The following is a 15,743-nucleotide window of genomic DNA, read 5'->3' as shown; positions in this document are numbered from 1 at the left end:
TTGCTTGCATTCTGCAAGGCGGGAAGATCGTCCCACGCGGGTTCGCGTCGGCGCAAGAGGTCATGCGAGGGTGCACGCAAGAGGCCGACGGCGCGGGGACGTCAAGGGGTCGCGGTCTCCGCACTTGCCGGTCGCGCCGGTTCGGCGAGCGGGGCGTAGAGGCTGGAGCGGCGGTCGTAGAGGCCGGTGGCGATGTAGTAGACGTTGGTGATCACGGTCATGACCAGCAGCGTGACGCCGTACAGCAGGTTGCCGAGGCCCGGCACCAGATCGGGCGGCAGGGTGTAGGCCATCACCACCCGGGTCGCCGAATCGGCGAGCAGCGCGATGCCCCACAGCACACTGCCGACTCGCCAGATGCGGCGGAACTTCGGCAGTCGTTCCCACAGTTCGTCCCAGTCGCCCGGGATGCTGACCACCCGGGTGCGGTGCTCGAGTAGCGGCCGGGTGTAGTGGAACGCGAGCGGGCGGGCCGCCCAGACCGAGCCGATGAACCAGAGCCCGGAGATCCCGGTCAGCCAGGCGCCGCGGGCGAGCAGGAATCGCGGGCTGCCGTCGATCAGCGAGACGGCGGTGCTGAACAGCATCACGGCCATCATGTAGAGCGCCAGGCCCTCCACCTTGCCGTAGCGGAGCAGCCGGATCACGGCGACGGCCGCGGGCAGCACCGCGACGATCACCAGCGTGAGGTAGACGCCGACGCCCGCGGCGCGCAGCCCGTAGTAGATGGCCGTGGGGACTCCGATGTCCGCCAGCACCCGCAGCACTCGGCCAAGTCGCCGCCGCTGCACGGGGTTCATCGGGTCCGCCGGGTGGCGAGGTCGAAGATGGTGACCAACTCCTCGGCGTAGTGGCCGAGATCGAGGCCGGGTTCGGTGCGGAGCAGGAACGGCAGGCCGTCCAGCGAGCGTTGCACGGCGGCCGCCATGACGAAGGTGTCGAAGGGGCGGAACTCCCCCGCCTGCTGGCCCGCGGCCAGGATGCGCTGCAGATGGCCCAGCACCTCCCGCTCGGTGCCCGCGTCGTAGCCGGCGGCCGGGCCCGCACTCTGGCGTTCCGCGCCCTGGCCTTCCGCGCCCCGCCGTTCAGTGCCCTGGCCTTCCGCGCCTCGGCGTTCACTGCCCTGGCGTTCCAGGAAGATGGACATCAGGGCCTGCATCTGCGGCCGGTGCTCGGCGATGAAGCCGGTCACGCCCCGGATGTACGCGGCGAGGGCGCCGCGCGAGTCCGCGCAGTTCGCCAGCCGCTCCCCCAGGCGCCGCGCCATGTTCGCATGGACGTCGGCCACGACCGCTTGGATCAGCTCGTCCTTGCCCGCGAAGTGGTAGGAGATCAGCCGGGTGCTGCTCAGCTCGGCGCGCTCCGCGATTCGCGCGAACGACGTCTGGGCGTAACCGAGTTCGGCGATGGTCTCGATGGTGGCCGCGACGATCTGCGCGCGCCGGGCGACGGCGGTGGCCGAGCGGCCCGGATCTCTTACTGGCATGAGTAAAAATTACGTCTTGCGAGTAACTCCTGGCAAGAGCAGACGGTCCATCAACTGCGGGGTGGGGGAGCGCCGCTGGGGATCAGATTCCTCGGGGCGTGACATACGCGGTGATGACGTAGTGCTGGGCCGTCTGGTAGCTGCCGACCGGGACCTGCTCGGCGGCCACCGGCTCGGTGACCACCCGGGAGGTCCTGGCGAAGTGCGCCTGTGCGGCGACCGGGTCCCCGGGGATGTCCTCGCCGCCCCAGTCGCCGTTGGTGATCTCGATGGAGCGGTCCCGGTGGACGGCGGTCACGATACCGACATGGTGGGTGGAGTAGACGGCGGCGTCGCCCAACCGCGGGCGGTAGTCGGGGTCGCTGTGCACCTTGCTGCCATTGTCGGGCGCATGGCTCACGAAGTTGTGCGCCCAGCCGTCCAGGCCAGTGACGTCGGCGCCCGCGCGCTGCCAGGCCCACTTGACGAAGTCCGCGCACCAGTACTCGGGCGCACCGTTGTTCCCGGTGCAGCTCTCGCCGAACGCGCTGCCGCCGAGCACGTTCCGGGACGGGTTGACGCTGGAGCAGGTCCCGGCCCCGCGCCCCTCGTTCGCCCGCGCCAGCCGTGCGGCGGCGCGGCCCGGGTGCCAGCCGAACCGCATGCCCGTCGCGGAGGCCGTCGAGCCGTCGGCCGCGACCAGCGCGGCAGCGAGCAGCACCCCCAGCGCGACCGCCCGCCCGGGCAGTGCGGGCCTGGTGGCCGTGGTGGCTGTGGTGGTCACGGTGCTCACAGTGGTCTTGGTGGTCACGGGCAACGCGCGGCGGAACGAGCGCATCGGTAACGCCTCCGTTCGGCGGGGATCGGGGGCACCATCGGACCACTCGCCCGCCGTTTCACCGACGCACCGGGGTGGGGCGACGGCCGGGTCCACCCGGTTGGCGCAGATGTGCGACGGAGGCCTCGGCGTTCGGAAGGGCCCCGGCGTCTGGGAGAATGGATCGGTTCCGGAGCACTCGGCAGGAGGCCCGGAGTACTCGGCAGGAGATCAGCGCGTTGTCCGAGCAGCCCCACGCCCCAGCCCACCACGACGGCCGCCAGGAGCTGACGGCCGACTGTGCGAACTGCTTCGGCCTCTGCTGCGTCGCGCTGCCGTTCGCCCGGTCCGCCGACTTCGCGGTCGACAAGGACGCCGGTCAGCCGTGCCGCAACCTGCAGCAGGACTTCCAGTGCGGCATCCACTCGGAGCTCCGGCCGAAGGGCTTCGCCGGCTGCACCGTCTTCGACTGCTTCGGCGCCGGCCAGAAGGTCTCCCAGGTGACCTTCGGCGGCCGGAGCTGGCGGGAGGAACCGGGCAGCTCACGGCTGATGTTCCAGGTCTTCCCGGTGATGCGGCACCTGCAGGAGCTGCTCTGGTACGTCGCGGAGGCGCTCGCCCTGCCCGAGGCCCGCTCCGTGCACAAGCAGCTGCGCGGCGCCTACGACAAGGTGGACGGCCTCACGCGGGGCAGCGCCGAGTCGATCACCGAGCTCGATGTGATGGCGCTGCGCGGCGAGGTCAATGAGCTGCTGCTGCGGGCCAGCGAGCTGGCCCGTGCCACGATGCCCGGCAAGAAGCGCAACCACCGCGGGGCCGACCTGATGGGCGCGAAGCTCGCCGGTGCGGACCTGCGCGGCGCCAGCCTGCGCGGGGCGCTGCTGGTCGCCGCCGACCTCAAGAAGGCCGATCTGCGCACGGCGGACCTGATCGGCGCCGATCTGCGCGACGCCGACCTGCGGGGCGCCGACCTCACCGGCGCCCTCTTCGTCACCCAGGCCCAGCTCAACGCCGCCAAGGGCGATGCCGCCACCGCCCTGCCGGCCGCCCTCACCCGGCCCGCGCACTGGTCCTAGACGGCTCCTGCACCCGGCCCGCGCACTGGCCCCTCCCCGCCGGTGCTACGCGGCCCCGGGTGACTCCAGGGCCGCCAGGCGCTCGGTCAGCCCGCGCAGGTGGGCGGCGAAGTACCCGGCCGGGTCGTCGCTGAGGTGGGTCAGCAGCACCAGCGCGGTGATCGCGGTGTCACAGGCCTCGGCCCGCACTCCGTCCCAGCCGCGCGGGTCCGGCCCCTTGCGCGGGTTCGCCCCGAGGGCGCCGATGACGGCCGAGGCGACCTCACCGCTCTCCTCCTGGAGCTTCAGGGCCTGCACCAGCACCCGCTGGTCCCTCGGTAGTTCCGAATGCGTCTCCAGGTAGCCGACAAAGTCTTCGGCGAACCGCCACGCTGCATCGTCCATGCCCGCTGATCCTGCCCGGTGGACCCGCCGGTTGTCCAAGCCGGGCCAGTGACTTGACGATCGGTCACCCTCGAAATGGGGTGCGCCTGCGGAACCCACCGTGGCAGTGTTCGACGCATTGCCGTCTTCACACAGAGGAGTTCCACGGTGGCGACATCCGCAAGGCTCGACCCCCTGCTGGCGCAGTTCGATTTCGCGTACCAGCGACTGCGGGACCGGCTGGCCGGACCGATGATGGACAGCGGCAACGGGACGCCGATCAAGACCGGTCCGCTGACCGACGAGGAGTACCTCTGGGAGCCGGTGGCCGGCTGCTGGTCGGTGCGGCCCCGCGTGGACGGGCCAGGCCCCCGGGCGACGCGGCTGCTCGGCGGCGGTGACTGGGGGCGTGACAGTGCGGCCGGGGAGCACCCGTGGCCGCCGCCGTTCACCACGATCGCCTGGCGGATGACCCACCTCAGCGAGATGCTCGCGCTGCGCGCGGAGTACACGGTCGGCGGCCGGTCGCTGACCTTCGACGACTGCCCGGTCGGTACGGACGCCGCTTCCGCGGTCGCCATCCTGACCTCGGCCGCCCAGGCCTGGCGCGGCGCGCTGCTCGCGGCGGACGACGCGGCGCTCGACACGGTCGGGTACTGCACCTACCCGTACGGCAGCGATGCGGAGGAACCGTTCATCGAGGTGGCCTGGTGGATGAACCAGGAACTGCTGCACCACGGCGCCGAGATCGCCCTGCTGCGCGACCTGCACCGGGACCGGGGGCCGGCCGTCGGGTAGCCCCGGGACACCCGAGCCGTCGGGAGAACATCGCGCCGAAGGCTTGACCCTGTGACGGGTGACATGTGTTATTGCACACGGCACCGTCGACCGCTGCGCTGCACAACGCGCGTCGACGGCTGCCGTCGTCCCATTTCACTGAGAGTCAGGACCCCCTTGTGCCCACAGCACGCTCCCGCGCCGGTAGCGCACTGAAACGACTGCTGCTGACCGGCCTCACCTTAGGTGTCGCCACCGCCGGGCTCAGCGGTACGGCCGGCGCGCAGCCGCAGCCGACCACCCCGGCGAGCAGCACCACGGCCGCCACCAGCCCGGACACCCACCCGGCCGCCGAGGGCTGGCAGCAGATCGACGGCACCTGGGTGCAACTCGGCGCCACCCGCCCCAATGCGATGCCCAACGCCGACACCTTCGCCAAGCAGAAGGCCGCCAAGACGGCTGCGGCGAACGCCAGCGGCAAGGTCATCACGCACAACAACTACGACCTGCAGATGACCTACCGCGGCGGCCAGGACTCCATCGGTGTCACCACCGGATCGCCCAAGGTCTACCTGATCTACTGGGGCAGCCAGTGGGGTACCAAGGGCGCCGACCCGGCCACCGGCGACACCACCTTCACCGGTGACCCCGACCAGGCCGCGCCCTACCAGCAGGAGTTCTTCAAGGGCCTGGGCAGCAGCACCGACACCTGGTCCAAGGTGATGACCCAGTACTGCGAGGGCATCGCCCCCGGCTCCGACTCCTGCCCGGCGGGCGCCAACCACGTCGGCTTCCCGCAGGCCGGGCAGACCCTGGCCGGCGTCTGGTACGACAACGCGGCACCCTCCCCGCAGGCCGCCACCGAGCCGCAGATCGCGGCCGAAGTGCTCGCCGCCGCAAAGCACTTCGGCAACGGCGACCCGAACCAGAACCGCAACGTGCAGTACATCATCAACACCCCGCAGGGCGAGGACTCCGACAAGTGGAAGGAGTTGGGCTACTGCGCCTGGCACACCTTCATGCGGACCCCCTCGGCCGGCACCTTGGCCTACACCCTGATGCCGTACCTGACCGACGTCGGCCCGTGCGGCACCAACTGGATCAACCCCGGTCCGCGCGGCCGCCTGGACGGCTACGGGATCATCGGCGGCCATGAGTACGCCGAGACCATCACCGACCAGAACGCCGTCGGCGCCTGGACGGACGCCACCGGCCAGGAGAACGGCGACAAGTGCTCCTGGATCCCGGTCGGCACCAACGGCGGGATGTTCAACCTGAAGCTGTCCACCGGCAACTTCCCGGTGCAGACCACCTGGTCCAACTACGACCACCTCTGCATGGGCGACGACCCGCTGGTCACCAACTCCCCGCTGCTGGTGACCCAGCCGTGCGAGCAGACCGTGACGAGCGGCAAGCCGGTGGACATCCCGGTGCTGGCGTCCGACGCCGCCGGGCGCCCGATCCGCTACAGCGCCAAGGGCCTGCCCAGCGGCCTGAAGATCAACGCCGACACCGGCCACATCACCGGCACCACCACCAGCACGGGTTGGAAGTCCATCACCGTCACCGGCCAGGACGACCAGGGCAATTCGCAGAGCCAGACCTTCAAGGCCGGCTTCTTCAAGGGCCCGCAGCTCGGCTGCACCGCGATCGAGCAGCTCAACGACGCCGGCTTCGAGAACGGCACCAGCGACCACGGTGTCTGGAACGCCTCCGGCTACAACATCATCACGCCGTCCAGCGCGCACCAGCCGCACAGCGGGATGAAGTACGCCTGGCTGGGCCAGAACACCGCGACCGACGACTCCATCACCCAGTGGGTCGAGACCACCCCGGGCTACAGCAAGGAGCACCTCTCCTTCTGGCTGAACATCACCGGCAACACCCCGGGCACCACGGCCGCCGCCGGCCCGCCGGTCGACACCCTCGCCCTGGAGCTCTACGACCAGTGGAGCGGCAACTACCTCGGCACCGTGCGGACTTGGAACAACCAGAACACCACCAGCGGCTACCAGTTGCAGCAGCTGGACCTGACACCCTTCGTGTCACCGGAGTTCGGCTCCACGGTCGGCATCAAGCTGGTCGCCCATGAGACCAGTGGCAAGACCGCGTTCCTGATCGACGACGCCTCCGTGAAGCTCTACTGAGGCATCCGGGTCTGCCCCCGGCCGCATGGCCGGGGGCAGACCCACCGCCAGTCCGGGAGCGCGGCCGGGCCACCGGTCGCGGTGCACGGGAGCGCGGCCCAGCCACCGGTCGCCGCGCATCCGGCTCGGCATCAGCTCGGGATGATCATGCAGCCCAGCAGTCCGGCCCCGCGTTCCACCGCCCCGCGCCACAGCGGCACCAGCCCGTCCAGCATCAGGTCCGCTTCGCGGGGGTCACCGTCACCCATCTCGCAGAGCCACTCGACGGTGCGCTCCTCGGCGGCGCGGCGCTCCTCGGGCGCCAGGGCCAGGGCGGCGGTGACGGCCGGCAAGGCGGAGCGGACTTCGTCGGCGGTGAGCACGAAGTCGCCGAACCAGCCGGGCAGCATGGCGAAGCGGGCCGGGCCCAGGCCGTGCGCCAGCGCCGCCGCCGGGTAGCCCTTGCGGCATCCGGCGCAGACCGCCAGGTCGTGCCACTCCTTCGGTGACCGGTTCATCGCGTCGTAGAGCAACTCGACGTGCTCGTCCAGCGGGCAGGCGTTGGACAGTTCCATGAACGCCTCACTCGCGGCCTCCGACACCGGTTCGTCGGACCGGCGCCGCCGCCACAACCCCCGGACCAGCTCCGGCGCTTGAACCCACTGCTCCCACAACCCGCGTGTCTCCGGCAGGTTTTGCCGCTCGGCTATGACCGGCTTCAGCACCGGCGCGAGCTCCGCCACCACCGGGTCGGGCAACGGGACCACCACCCACATTCCCAGGAAGCTCACGATCGTTTCCCCCACTCTCGGACGTCGCAGTGGGAACGCTAGCGGTGACGGCTGACAACCTGTGCTCGCCGGAGCGGTCCTCTCCCCTGCGCCGAACGCCGGCCCGTATGCTCCAGATCATGGACAGCCACCCCGTGCACCGACCGAGCCGCAGCGAAGCCGCCGTGACCGCGGCCGTCGACATCGGCGGCACCAAGATCGCCGCCGGCCTCGTCGACCGGGACGGCACCCTGCTGCACCGCTGCCAAGTGCCCACCCCTGCCCGGGAGTCGGCGGAGTCGGTGTTCGCCGCGGTGGCCCGGGCCGTGGACGCGCTCGCCGAGCACCCGCTGTGGTCCCGGGCCACCGCCGTCGGCGTCGGCAGCGCTGGGCCGGTGGACATCCGGTCCGGCACCGTCAGCCCCGTCAACATCCCCGGGTGGCGCGACTTCCCGCTGGTCGAGCAGGTGCTGAAGCACCCCGCGATCGGTGACCGGCCGGTGGTGCTGGGTGGCGACGCCGTCGCGATGGCGGCCGCCGAGCACTGGCGCGGCGCCGCGCGGCCGTACCGCAACGCACTCTGCATCGTGGTCTCCACCGGGGTCGGCGCCGGGCTGGTGCTGGACGGCAAGGTGCGTCCGGGGCCGAGCGGCAACGCCGGGCACCTGGGCCACATCAGCATCGACCCGGACGGCGAACCGTGCGCCTGCGGTTCGCGCGGCTGCCTCGAAGGGCTGGCCAGCGGCACCGCCATCGCCCGCCATGCCCGGGCGGCGGGCTGGCGGCCCAGTGGCGGCGACGACTCCGCGGTGGCCGTCGCCCAGGCCGCCGGGGCCGGGGATCCGCCGGCCCTGGCCGCCTTCGATCGCGCGGCCCGGGCGCTGGCGGTGGGCATCGCCGGCACCGCCGCGCTGGTCGACCTGGAGGCGGCGGTGATCGGCGGCGGCGTCGCGCAGGCCGGTGAGCTGTTCTTCGCCCCGCTGCGGCGCCACCTCGACGACTACGCCACGCTCTCCTACACCCGTGGCCTGGTGGTGGCCCCCGCGCAGCTGGGCACCGACGCGGGGGTGATCGGGGCGGCCGCGCTGGCGCTCGGCACGACCCAGTGACCGAGCGCCGGTCCAGCCCCAGGGCGCGGGCCTGGGCCAGGGCGAAGTCCCGCTTGTCGTACTCGTCGAAATGGGTCGCGACCCGACCGGTGTACCGGCCGTCGACCGTCTCCAGGGTCGGCCCGCTGAACGCCTGGAACCCGAACCGCTCGGCCGGGTAACCGCCGACCGGTGACCAGGCGAGGGTCGCGAGCACCGGCACCAGGCGGCGGTCGCGGCACCAGGCGACGGTCTCCGCCATGCCCGTGACCAGCGGCAATTCGTCCAGCAGTCCGCGCACCCGGACCTCGGTCGCACCGGTCCAGCCCGCCGCGTCCAGCTCGGAGACCTGCCGGTTGTCCACCGTGCCGGCCGCATAGGCGTCCTCGGCAGCCGCCGGCTCGGCACGATGCCCGAGGGATCCCGCGAGATGGACGGAGGAGCTGGTCCCAGGCACCAGCGTGCCGTCCACATCGAAGAAGACCGCACCGATTACATGATCATCCGTCAGTGTCGGCCCATGATGCCACGCCCCCACAGCCGGAGTACGGCGCGCTCGGCGGGGCGGCCCGGGCGGGCGCAGGATGGGAGACGGGCGTCTAGGAGGCTGGTCGGCATGGTTCGTACCAAGGAGTGGCAGCTGCGGCTGGAGCTCACCGAGGACGGGGACCTCACCACGGTGCACGCCGTGCTGGACACCGGCGAGGGAGTGCTGGAGACCATCAGCAGCGCGCGCCGCAATCCGCTGGACGCCCGGGTGCCGCAGATCGGCGACGAGTTCGCCGCCGGCCGGGCCCTGGTGGAGCTGGGCCACCAGCTGCTCCGCGCCGGCACGGCGGAGGCGACCGGCAACGACCCGGCCGCCCGGGAGTAGCCCACCCCGGAGTGAACGCCCCGGTCATCTGAGAGCGCCCCGCTCTCCCGGAAAGCCCTGGCGCGCGCTAGGCTCCTCATGCGTACCAAACGTTTGTTATGCATAGTCGCGCCCCAAGGAGCCCTGGTGTTCGCCATACCGCTGTCCGAGACCCTCCCCGCCGAGCTCCGCCCGCTGGAGCCGCACCACGCCGAGGAGTTCCTCGCGCACATGGACCGGGGCCGGGTCAGCGTGGACCAGTTCATCGGCTTCGCCTCGCACAGCACCGACCTTGACTCCGCCCGCGCCACCCTGCAGCGGTACGCCGACCGCGCCGCCGCGGACACCGCGCGGATCTACGGCATCTGGCTGGACGGCACCCTGGTGGGCGGGGTGATGTTCCCGCACTTCGACACCGCGCACGGGATCGCCGAGATCGGGGTCTGGGCGGAGCCGGCCGGCGAGGGGCTCGGGCTGATCTCCGCCGGAGTGCGGCACCTGATCGAGTACGCCCTGGTGGAGCGCGGCATGCCGATCGTCGAGTGGCGGAGCAGCCCGGAGAACACCCGCAGCCGGGCGGTCGCCGAGCGGGCCGGGATGAGCCTGGACGGCGTGCTCCGCTCCCGCTACCCCCACAACGGCGTCCGGCAGAACAAGGAGGTCTGGTCGCTGCTGGCCGAGGAGTGGCTGGCGAGCGAGCAGCGCGCCGAGTTCCTCGCCTCGCGTGAGCGGCTGCGCGCCGCCCGGGTGAGCTGACGCCCCCGCCGGTCCGAGACGCCCCGTCCGGCCGGCCCCGTCCGATAAGAGGTCCGCCAGAATCGTCCGACCCGCATGGCAGAATGCCAACTCCGCCATTTTCAGGGAGGGTTCCAGTGCGAGCGGGATGGATGCCGGGTGCGGTCGGGGTAGTGCTCATGGTGGTCTTGGGGGCGAGCGGCTGCTCGTCCGACGAGGGCAGACCGGTGGTGGACGGCAGCGGGATGCCGACCACGGCGGTCGCCGTCGTGCCCACCCCGTCGGCCTCGCCGACCGACGCCCTCCCGTCCTACACCCCGCCTGACTGCCCGTCGGGTTCACCGGCGCCCGGCGGCACGGTGAACGGCCATGACCTGCGGGCCCTGCTGCCGGTCTGCCAGTACCAGAACCGGCCGGCCGACTGGACGCCGGAGCTCAAGAGCCTGGAGGACGGCGGGCCCGCGTCGGCCCCCGCCGCGGCCGAACTGCCCGGCAAGGACTGCTCGTTCCTGGTGGACGCCAAGGGCTTCAACCTGTCCACCGACTTCCGGACCGCCTGGGCCAGGGAGAGCGACGACGCCCCCAGCGACAGCGTCTTCCACCCCGTGGTCGACGACTTCATCGCCGCCTACCAGCCCGGCGACGCCAAGAAGCTCCTCGGCGATATCCGGGACTTCGCGGACCGCTGCTCCTCCTTCGACGTGTACGCGGGCAGCCAGACCACCATGACGGTGACCGCCGACCCGCTGTCCGGGCTCGGCGATGAGGCCATCGACCTCAAGTGCACGCCGGGGCCGAACGCGATCGTGCAGCGGATGGAGTCGATCATCGTCCGGGTCGGCGACCGGGTGCTGTTCGTCACCGGCGACAGCCACCAGGGCGGGATGCCGAAGGTGCAGGACCTCGCCACGATGGAGGTGCGGGGACTGAGCGGCTGAGCCGCTGATCGCGGCAAGCCGGCCATGCTCCCCGTACCGTGGGCACGCGCGAACCGGCCGGTAGGAGAGGACCATGAACAGCAGAGCACGGTCCGGCGGCCGCACCCGCCGGACCGGCTCGGGTGTGCCGAGCCCGCCTCGCCCACCGGCAGCACGTCGCTGGAGGTCCCCATGAGCGACACTCACCCGCAGGCATCCACCGGTCCGATCGTGGTCGGCACGGACGGCTCGGAGTCGGCCCGCCAAGCCGTGCTCTTCGCCCTGCGCGAGGCGCAGCTGCGCGGCACCAGCGTGCGCGCGGTCTGCGCCTACGGTTCCGGCCGCACCCACGGCACCAGCCGCACCGCCCAGCACGGCATGGAGCGGATCGCGTGGCCCAGCGCTACCGGAAACCTGCCCGCGCACCAACACGACATCGTGACGCGCGAGACGACCGACTCGGTCGAGGAACTGCGCCGGCAGGTCGGCGAGCCGTTCGTGGAGGTCGAGGTCCGCTGCGACCGCGGCCGTCCCGCACAGGTCCTGCTGGACGAGAGCCAGGATGCGAGCCTGCTGGTGGTGGGTTCCCGTGGTACCGGTGCCTGGGGCCGCCTCGCGCTCGGCTCGACCAGCACCGAGGTCGTCCACCACGCCCATCTGCCGGTCGTCGTCGTGCCGACCCGCAAATGAGCGGTCCGAACCCACGCCAGGAAGGTGGGGCAACCAGCATGCGACCCGAGATCGTCGTCGGTCTCGACGGCTCACCCGAAAGCCTGTCCGCCGCCCACTGGGCCGCCCGTGAGGCCCAGCGGCGGGCCCTGGCGCTGCGGCTGCTGCACCTGTGGATCCTGCCGCCGATGACGGGCCAGCAGATCGTCCGCGAGGACCAGCAGGCCGCCGCCTCCGAGCGCCTGCTCCATGAGGCCAGGCACGCCATGCGGCAGCAGTATCCCGGCCTGCAGCTCATCAACCAGGTGCTGCCCGCCCATTCCCCCGACGCCCTGCTGTCGGCCGCCCAGGACGCCGAGCTGGTGGTCCTCGGCTCGCAGGGGCTCGGGACCGTCAGCGGCTACCTGCTCGGCTCCGTAGCGCTGTACGCCGTCGCCCACGCCGACCGCCCGGTGGTGCTGGTCCGGACGGATGTGGAGCCGTCCGGCACCCGGATCCCGGCCGCACCGCCCGGCGGCGTCGCGGTCGGCGTCAGTCTCCGGGCCGGGTACGACAACACCTTGGACTTCGCCTTCGACGCCGCCCGGCGGCGCGACGCCGCGCTGCTCGCCGTGCACGCCACCAGCCGCCGCCGGCCGGTGATCGCCCGGGAGCACCCGCCGGCGGAGTCCTCGCCCGAGGTGGACCGGCAGGCGCTGAGCGCCGCGCTGCTGCCGTGGCGGGCGAAGTACCCGGACGTCCACGTCGTGGAGCACCTCAGCCAGGAGAGCCCGGCCCGCGCCGTCGTGGACATCGCGGTCGGGGCCCGGCTCCTGGTCGTCGGCCGCGGCGGATACCGCAGTGGCCCGGCGCCCCGGATCGGCTCGGTGGCCCACGCCGCCATCCACCACTCCGTCTGCCCGGTCGCCGTCATCCCCCACGACCCCCGCGACTGACAGCGAGCGCCGTACGACCGGGCGGCAGGTCAGCGGTGCGTCAGCCCTTGACGACCCCCAGTGGTACCAGGCGGGCGACCAGCCGTGCGAGCCCGGCACCCTCGGTGGCGGCGGCGACCGCGTCGACGTCCTTGTACGCCTCGGGTGCCTCCTCCGCGAGACCGCGCCAGGAAGCCGGGCGCACCGCGATGCCGCCCGCCTCCAGCTGGTCGCGGAGCCGCTCACCGCGCACCATGCGCAACGCGTGGTGGCGGCTCCAGACCCGGCCGGCGCCGTGGCAGGCGGAGTGGAACGCGTCGTTGCCCGGTAGGCCGACCATCACGTACGAGGCCGTGCCCATGGTGCCGGGGACCAGCACCGGCTGCCCGGCGTCGGCGAGGTCGGGCGGCAGGCTCGGATCGCCGGGCGGCAGGGCCCGGGTGGCGCCCTTGCGGTGGACGCAGAGCTGCCGCTCGGCACCGCCGACCCGGTGGGTCTCGATCTTGGCCATGTTGTGGGAGATGTCGTAGACCAGCTCCAGACCCGCCCCGGCCGCGGTGGCGAAGGCGCGGCGGGCGGCCTCGGAGAGCAACTGCCGGTTGGCGCGGCCGTAGTTGGCGGCGGCCGCCATGGCGCCGAGGTAGGCACGGCCGGGTGCGGAGTCGACGGGTACGCAGGCGAGTTGGCGGTCCGGGAGGGAGATCTTGTAGCGGTGCAGGTCACGCTCCATGGTGCGGACGTGGTCGGTGCAGACCTGGTGGCCGAGGCCCCGCGAGCCGCAGTGGATCATGACGCAGACCTGGCCTTCGTGCAGCCCGAAGGCGGCCGCGGTGTCGGGGGCGAAGAGCTGGTCGACGGCTTGGACCTCGAAGGAAGTGGTTGCCGCTGCCCAGGCTGCCGACCTGGTACAGGCCCCGTGCCACGGCCCGGCTGCTGACCTGCCCGGGGGCGGCGCCCTCCAGGACGCCGAGGTCCTCGCAGCGGTCCAGGTCGCGCGGCACGCCGTGGCCGTGCTCCACCGCGTACCGGGCCCCGCCGACCAGCAGCTCGTCCATCTCCTCGGTGCCGGACAGCTCCCACAGGCCGCCGCGCCCCATGCCGCGCGGGGTGGTGTCGTCCAGGATGTCCATCAGGCGGTGCATCCGCCGGGGATCGAGTTCCTCGCGGTCGATGCCGGCGGCCAGCAGCCGCACCCCGCAGGAGATGTCGAAGCCGACGCCGCCCGGTGAGATGACGCCGCCGTGGCCGATGTCGGTGGCGGCCACTCCGCCGATCGGGAAGCCGTAGCCCCAGTGCACGTCGGGCATGGCGTAGGAGGCGCGCACGATCCCGGGCAGGGTCGCCACATTGGCCACCTGCTCCAGTGCCTTGTCCCCCTCCCCCTGCGGCAGCAGCTCCTTGGACGCGTACACCACCCCCGGCACTCGCATCAGGTCCTGCCGCTCGATGCGGAAGCGGTACGCGCTCTCCTCGGCGAGCCTGATCTCCACGTCACTCATCTCCAATCGATGGTCAGCCGTCCGGCACGCTCACCCACCGGGGTGCCGAACTCGGCGCAGGCGGTGGTGAACCGCTCGCGGATCCACACCCATTCCTCGCCCCGGGCCGGGCGGGTGTGGCAGTAGTCGAGGAACAGGGGCAGCGCCTCCAGCCGGACGGGGGCCGGGCGCGCGGGATCGGGCCCGCCCAGGGTCACCAGGAACAGCAGGCTCAAGTCGTTGCGCAGGACCGGGTCGATGGCGTAGTCGTCGACGAAGTCGCCCATGTCGTAGAGGATCCGGTCGGCGACGCCGTGGAACACGTGGGCGGAGTGCCCGGCGACCAGGGTCGCTCCGGCGGCCAGCAGGTCGGCCGCCGCCGCGCGCACGTGCCGCGGCGGGCGGGAGGTCATGTTGGGGCCCCAGTGCGGCGTGACCAGCACGGCGTCGGCCTGCCGCGCGGCCCGCTCCACCAAGTGGCCGAGCCAGTCCGGCACGCCCCGGTACAGATCGGCCCAGGCGACGCCGGGGCGCTGCTCGCCGGCCGCGAACTCCTCCGGGTGGTCGGTGGCGCCGACCACGGCCAGGCGCACACCGCCCGCCTCCAGGACCGCGAACTCCCGGGCCGCCCGGACGTCCCGCCCGGCGCCCACCACGCGGACGCCGGCGTGCTCCAGCAGGGTCCGGGTGTCGGCCAGGGCGTCGAATCCGTAGTCCAGGGCGTGGTTGTTGGCCAGGGTCACGCAGTCCACCCCGAGCTCGGCGAGCACGGTCGCGGCGGCCGGCGGGGCGCGGAAGAAGAACGGCTTGAGCGGGTCCCGCCAGCGGCGGCCCCGGTCGGAGACGCAGCACTCCAGGTTGAGCACCACGAGGTCGGCCGCCGCCAGTGCCTGCCGTACCTCGGCGGCCAGCAGGGTCTGCGGTGTCGGCGAGCGCCGCAGCTCCTCGGCGACGCCGCGCCCGAGCATGGTGTCGCCTGCCAGTGCCACCGTGAGCGCCATACCTCCGCTCCCTCTCGCGCCGGGCCGCCGCTCCGTACTCGTGCCAGGCCGCCGCTCCCGCCCGCGCCGGTCAGACGTCGACGGTCACCCGGCAGGTCCAGCCGTCGGGGCCGCCGCGCAGCCGGAGGCCGTGCAGCGAGACGGCCTTCGGCACCGCGCCGACCGGCTCGGCGGTGTCGGCGTCCGCCATCCGGAAGCGCACCGACAGCACCCGGCCGGCCGCCGTGTCCCGGATCGCGAGCACCTCCGTGTCGAGCGGTATCTCGCCGTCGGCGTCCATCCGGTAGACGACCTCCTCCAGGACGGCCACCAGCAGGTCCTCGTCCGCCGCCGCAGTGACCTCGCACGCCCGCTCGCCGACGGGCCGGGCCGCCGAGGTGTCGGCGAAGCCGTCGACCACCGCGCGCACCGCCTGCGTGATGCAGCCCGCCACGGTCGGCGACCACGCCTCCACCCGCAGGTCGGCCGTGTGCGCCAGGGTTCGGTGGCCGCTGGCTGAGCGCTGCTGCCCGGTCACCGGCAGCGCCCCCTCACGTCGCGTGCGCGAAGCTGGCTGTCCGCGCATCTCCCGGGCCCTCCTTGCCGGTTCGGGCCCGTGCTTCCATCCTGCTGCGCCGACCCGGCCAACGCGATCGGGGTGGGCGGGTCGGCGCCGATGACGGCCTTGATCGGTTGCCCGGTTCACATCGCGCAT

General features: G+C 72.5%; 18 protein-coding genes and 1 pseudogene. 9 read left to right on the top strand and 10 right to left on the bottom strand.

From position 1 onward, the window contains the following. Positions 1-101 precede the first annotated feature (101 nt). The 3 genes from P3T35_RS28525 to P3T35_RS28515 all read right to left on the bottom strand — a co-directional run bounded on the left by P3T35_RS28525 (position 102) and on the right by P3T35_RS28515 (position 2,249). The gene (locus tag P3T35_RS28525) at positions 102-800 is read right to left on the bottom strand and encodes a VC0807 family protein (RefSeq protein ID WP_143676694.1); all 699 of its coding nucleotides are present in this window, start codon (positions 798-800) and stop codon (positions 102-104) included. Then, entirely contained in the window at positions 797-1,486 is a 690-nt protein-coding gene (locus P3T35_RS28520; RefSeq protein WP_101378562.1) for a TetR/AcrR family transcriptional regulator, read from the bottom strand. The genes P3T35_RS28525 and P3T35_RS28520 overlap by 4 nt, the downstream gene beginning before the upstream one ends. 82 nt (positions 1,487-1,568) lie before the next feature. Next, a complete protein-coding gene (locus P3T35_RS28515) occupies positions 1,569-2,249 on the bottom strand; it encodes a CHAP domain-containing protein (protein ID WP_180356268.1) in 681 nt (226 codons plus the stop codon). A gap of 272 nt (positions 2,250-2,521) precedes the next feature. Between P3T35_RS28515 and P3T35_RS28510 the strand changes: the two genes are divergently transcribed. Then, complete coding sequence (locus P3T35_RS28510) at positions 2,522-3,358, top strand: pentapeptide repeat-containing protein (RefSeq protein WP_280708307.1); 837 nt, start codon at positions 2,522-2,524, stop codon at positions 3,356-3,358. A 45-nt stretch (positions 3,359-3,403) separates the two neighbouring features. Here P3T35_RS28510 and P3T35_RS28505 read toward each other — a convergent pair whose 3' ends face one another. Further along, complete coding sequence (locus P3T35_RS28505; RefSeq protein ID WP_101378565.1) at positions 3,404-3,742, bottom strand: MazG-like family protein; 339 nt, start codon at positions 3,740-3,742, stop codon at positions 3,404-3,406. Positions 3,743-3,889: 147 nt separating this feature from the next. Here P3T35_RS28505 and P3T35_RS28500 point away from each other — a divergent pair, with 147 nt between their 5' ends. Beyond that, positions 3,890-4,519 carry a DinB family protein gene (locus tag P3T35_RS28500; protein WP_101378566.1) on the top strand — a complete coding sequence of 210 codons (630 nt, stop codon included), beginning with the start codon at positions 3,890-3,892 and terminating at the stop codon, positions 4,517-4,519. 158 nt (positions 4,520-4,677) lie between these two features. Further along, the gene (locus P3T35_RS28495) at positions 4,678-6,645 is read left to right on the top strand and encodes an Ig domain-containing protein (protein WP_101378567.1); all 1,968 of its coding nucleotides are present in this window, start codon (positions 4,678-4,680) and stop codon (positions 6,643-6,645) included. Between the two features lie 131 nt (positions 6,646-6,776). Here P3T35_RS28495 and P3T35_RS28490 read toward each other — a convergent pair whose 3' ends face one another. Further along, positions 6,777-7,415 (bottom strand): hypothetical protein, encoded by a 639-nt coding sequence (locus tag P3T35_RS28490; RefSeq protein ID WP_143676695.1) that lies wholly within the window; start codon positions 7,413-7,415, stop codon positions 6,777-6,779. Between the two features lie 119 nt (positions 7,416-7,534). Here P3T35_RS28490 and P3T35_RS28485 point away from each other — a divergent pair, with 119 nt between their 5' ends. Then, on the top strand, positions 7,535-8,503 hold the full coding sequence (locus P3T35_RS28485) for an ROK family protein (protein WP_101384778.1): 969 nt from the start codon (positions 7,535-7,537) through the stop codon (positions 8,501-8,503). Between the two features lie 19 nt (positions 8,504-8,522). On the opposite strand, the pseudogene P3T35_RS28480 reads toward P3T35_RS28485, so the two are convergent. Further along, positions 8,523-8,954, bottom strand: a pseudogene (locus P3T35_RS28480) (haloacid dehalogenase); the annotation flags it as partial. A gap of 144 nt (positions 8,955-9,098) precedes the next feature. Between P3T35_RS28480 and P3T35_RS28475 the strand changes: the two are divergent. From P3T35_RS28475 to P3T35_RS28455, 5 genes are all read left to right on the top strand, one after another. Then, positions 9,099-9,356, top strand: a complete 258-nt coding sequence (locus P3T35_RS28475; protein ID WP_101378569.1) for a dsRBD fold-containing protein — start codon at positions 9,099-9,101, stop codon at positions 9,354-9,356. A gap of 126 nt (positions 9,357-9,482) precedes the next feature. Then, complete coding sequence (locus tag P3T35_RS28470; RefSeq protein WP_101378570.1) at positions 9,483-10,091, top strand: GNAT family protein; 609 nt, start codon at positions 9,483-9,485, stop codon at positions 10,089-10,091. A 158-nt stretch (positions 10,092-10,249) separates the two neighbouring features. Beyond that, on the top strand, positions 10,250-11,008 hold the full coding sequence (locus P3T35_RS28465) for a hypothetical protein (RefSeq protein ID WP_101378571.1): 759 nt from the start codon (positions 10,250-10,252) through the stop codon (positions 11,006-11,008). A gap of 171 nt (positions 11,009-11,179) precedes the next feature. After that, complete coding sequence (locus tag P3T35_RS28460) at positions 11,180-11,677, top strand: universal stress protein (RefSeq protein WP_180356269.1); 498 nt, start codon at positions 11,180-11,182, stop codon at positions 11,675-11,677. A gap of 38 nt (positions 11,678-11,715) precedes the next feature. Next, positions 11,716-12,591 carry a universal stress protein gene (locus tag P3T35_RS28455; RefSeq protein WP_180356270.1) on the top strand — a complete coding sequence of 292 codons (876 nt, stop codon included), beginning with the start codon at positions 11,716-11,718 and terminating at the stop codon, positions 12,589-12,591. Positions 12,592-12,631: 40 nt separating this feature from the next. On the opposite strand, the gene P3T35_RS28450 is transcribed toward P3T35_RS28455, so the two are convergent. From P3T35_RS28450 to P3T35_RS28435, 4 genes are all read right to left on the bottom strand, one after another. After that, the gene (locus P3T35_RS28450) at positions 12,632-13,384 is read right to left on the bottom strand and encodes an RtcB family protein (protein ID WP_280708352.1); all 753 of its coding nucleotides are present in this window, start codon (positions 13,382-13,384) and stop codon (positions 12,632-12,634) included. Then, positions 13,290-14,069, bottom strand: coding sequence for an RtcB family protein (locus P3T35_RS28445; protein ID WP_280708304.1), 780 nt, complete (start codon positions 14,067-14,069; stop codon positions 13,290-13,292). Before P3T35_RS28445 ends, P3T35_RS28450 begins: the two co-directional genes overlap by 95 nt. Further along, a complete protein-coding gene (locus P3T35_RS28440) occupies positions 14,066-15,049 on the bottom strand; it encodes a CapA family protein (protein WP_101378574.1) in 984 nt (327 codons plus the stop codon). The genes P3T35_RS28445 and P3T35_RS28440 overlap by 4 nt, the downstream gene beginning before the upstream one ends. Before the next feature lie 70 nt (positions 15,050-15,119). After that, a complete protein-coding gene (locus tag P3T35_RS28435; RefSeq protein WP_101378575.1) occupies positions 15,120-15,614 on the bottom strand; it encodes an archease in 495 nt (164 codons plus the stop codon). Between the last annotated feature and the right edge of the window lie 129 nt (positions 15,615-15,743).

The organism is Kitasatospora sp. GP30 (assembly GCF_029892145.1).
Taxonomy (GTDB): Bacteria; Actinomycetota; Actinomycetes; order Streptomycetales; family Streptomycetaceae; genus Kitasatospora; species Kitasatospora acidiphila.
Note: the sequence above shows the minus strand (reverse complement) of the source record. Positions and strands in the feature narration are given on the sequence as shown.

What these genes read in the sequence shown, in the direction of transcription:
- P3T35_RS28465 (WP_101378571.1), top strand. Translation starts at nt 10,250, where the DNA reads ATGGTGGTCTTGGGGGCGAGCGGCTGCTCGTCCGACGAGGGCAGACCG.
- P3T35_RS28455 (WP_180356270.1), top strand. Translation starts at nt 11,716, where the DNA reads ATGCGACCCGAGATCGTCGTCGGTCTCGACGGCTCACCCGAAAGCCTG.
- P3T35_RS28460 (WP_180356269.1), top strand. Translation starts at nt 11,180, where the DNA reads ATGAGCGACACTCACCCGCAGGCATCCACCGGTCCGATCGTGGTCGGC.
- P3T35_RS28475 (WP_101378569.1), top strand. Translation starts at nt 9,099, where the DNA reads ATGGTTCGTACCAAGGAGTGGCAGCTGCGGCTGGAGCTCACCGAGGAC.
- P3T35_RS28445 (WP_280708304.1), bottom strand. Translation starts at nt 14,069, where the DNA reads ATGAGTGACGTGGAGATCAGGCTCGCCGAGGAGAGCGCGTACCGCTTC.
- P3T35_RS28525 (WP_143676694.1), bottom strand. Translation starts at nt 800, where the DNA reads ATGAACCCCGTGCAGCGGCGGCGACTTGGCCGAGTGCTGCGGGTGCTG.
- P3T35_RS28485 (WP_101384778.1), top strand. Translation starts at nt 7,535, where the DNA reads ATGGACAGCCACCCCGTGCACCGACCGAGCCGCAGCGAAGCCGCCGTG.
- P3T35_RS28505 (WP_101378565.1), bottom strand. Translation starts at nt 3,742, where the DNA reads ATGGACGATGCAGCGTGGCGGTTCGCCGAAGACTTTGTCGGCTACCTG.
- P3T35_RS28440 (WP_101378574.1), bottom strand. Translation starts at nt 15,049, where the DNA reads ATGGCGCTCACGGTGGCACTGGCAGGCGACACCATGCTCGGGCGCGGC.
- P3T35_RS28435 (WP_101378575.1), bottom strand. Translation starts at nt 15,614, where the DNA reads ATGCGCGGACAGCCAGCTTCGCGCACGCGACGTGAGGGGGCGCTGCCG.
- P3T35_RS28520 (WP_101378562.1), bottom strand. Translation starts at nt 1,486, where the DNA reads ATGCCAGTAAGAGATCCGGGCCGCTCGGCCACCGCCGTCGCCCGGCGC.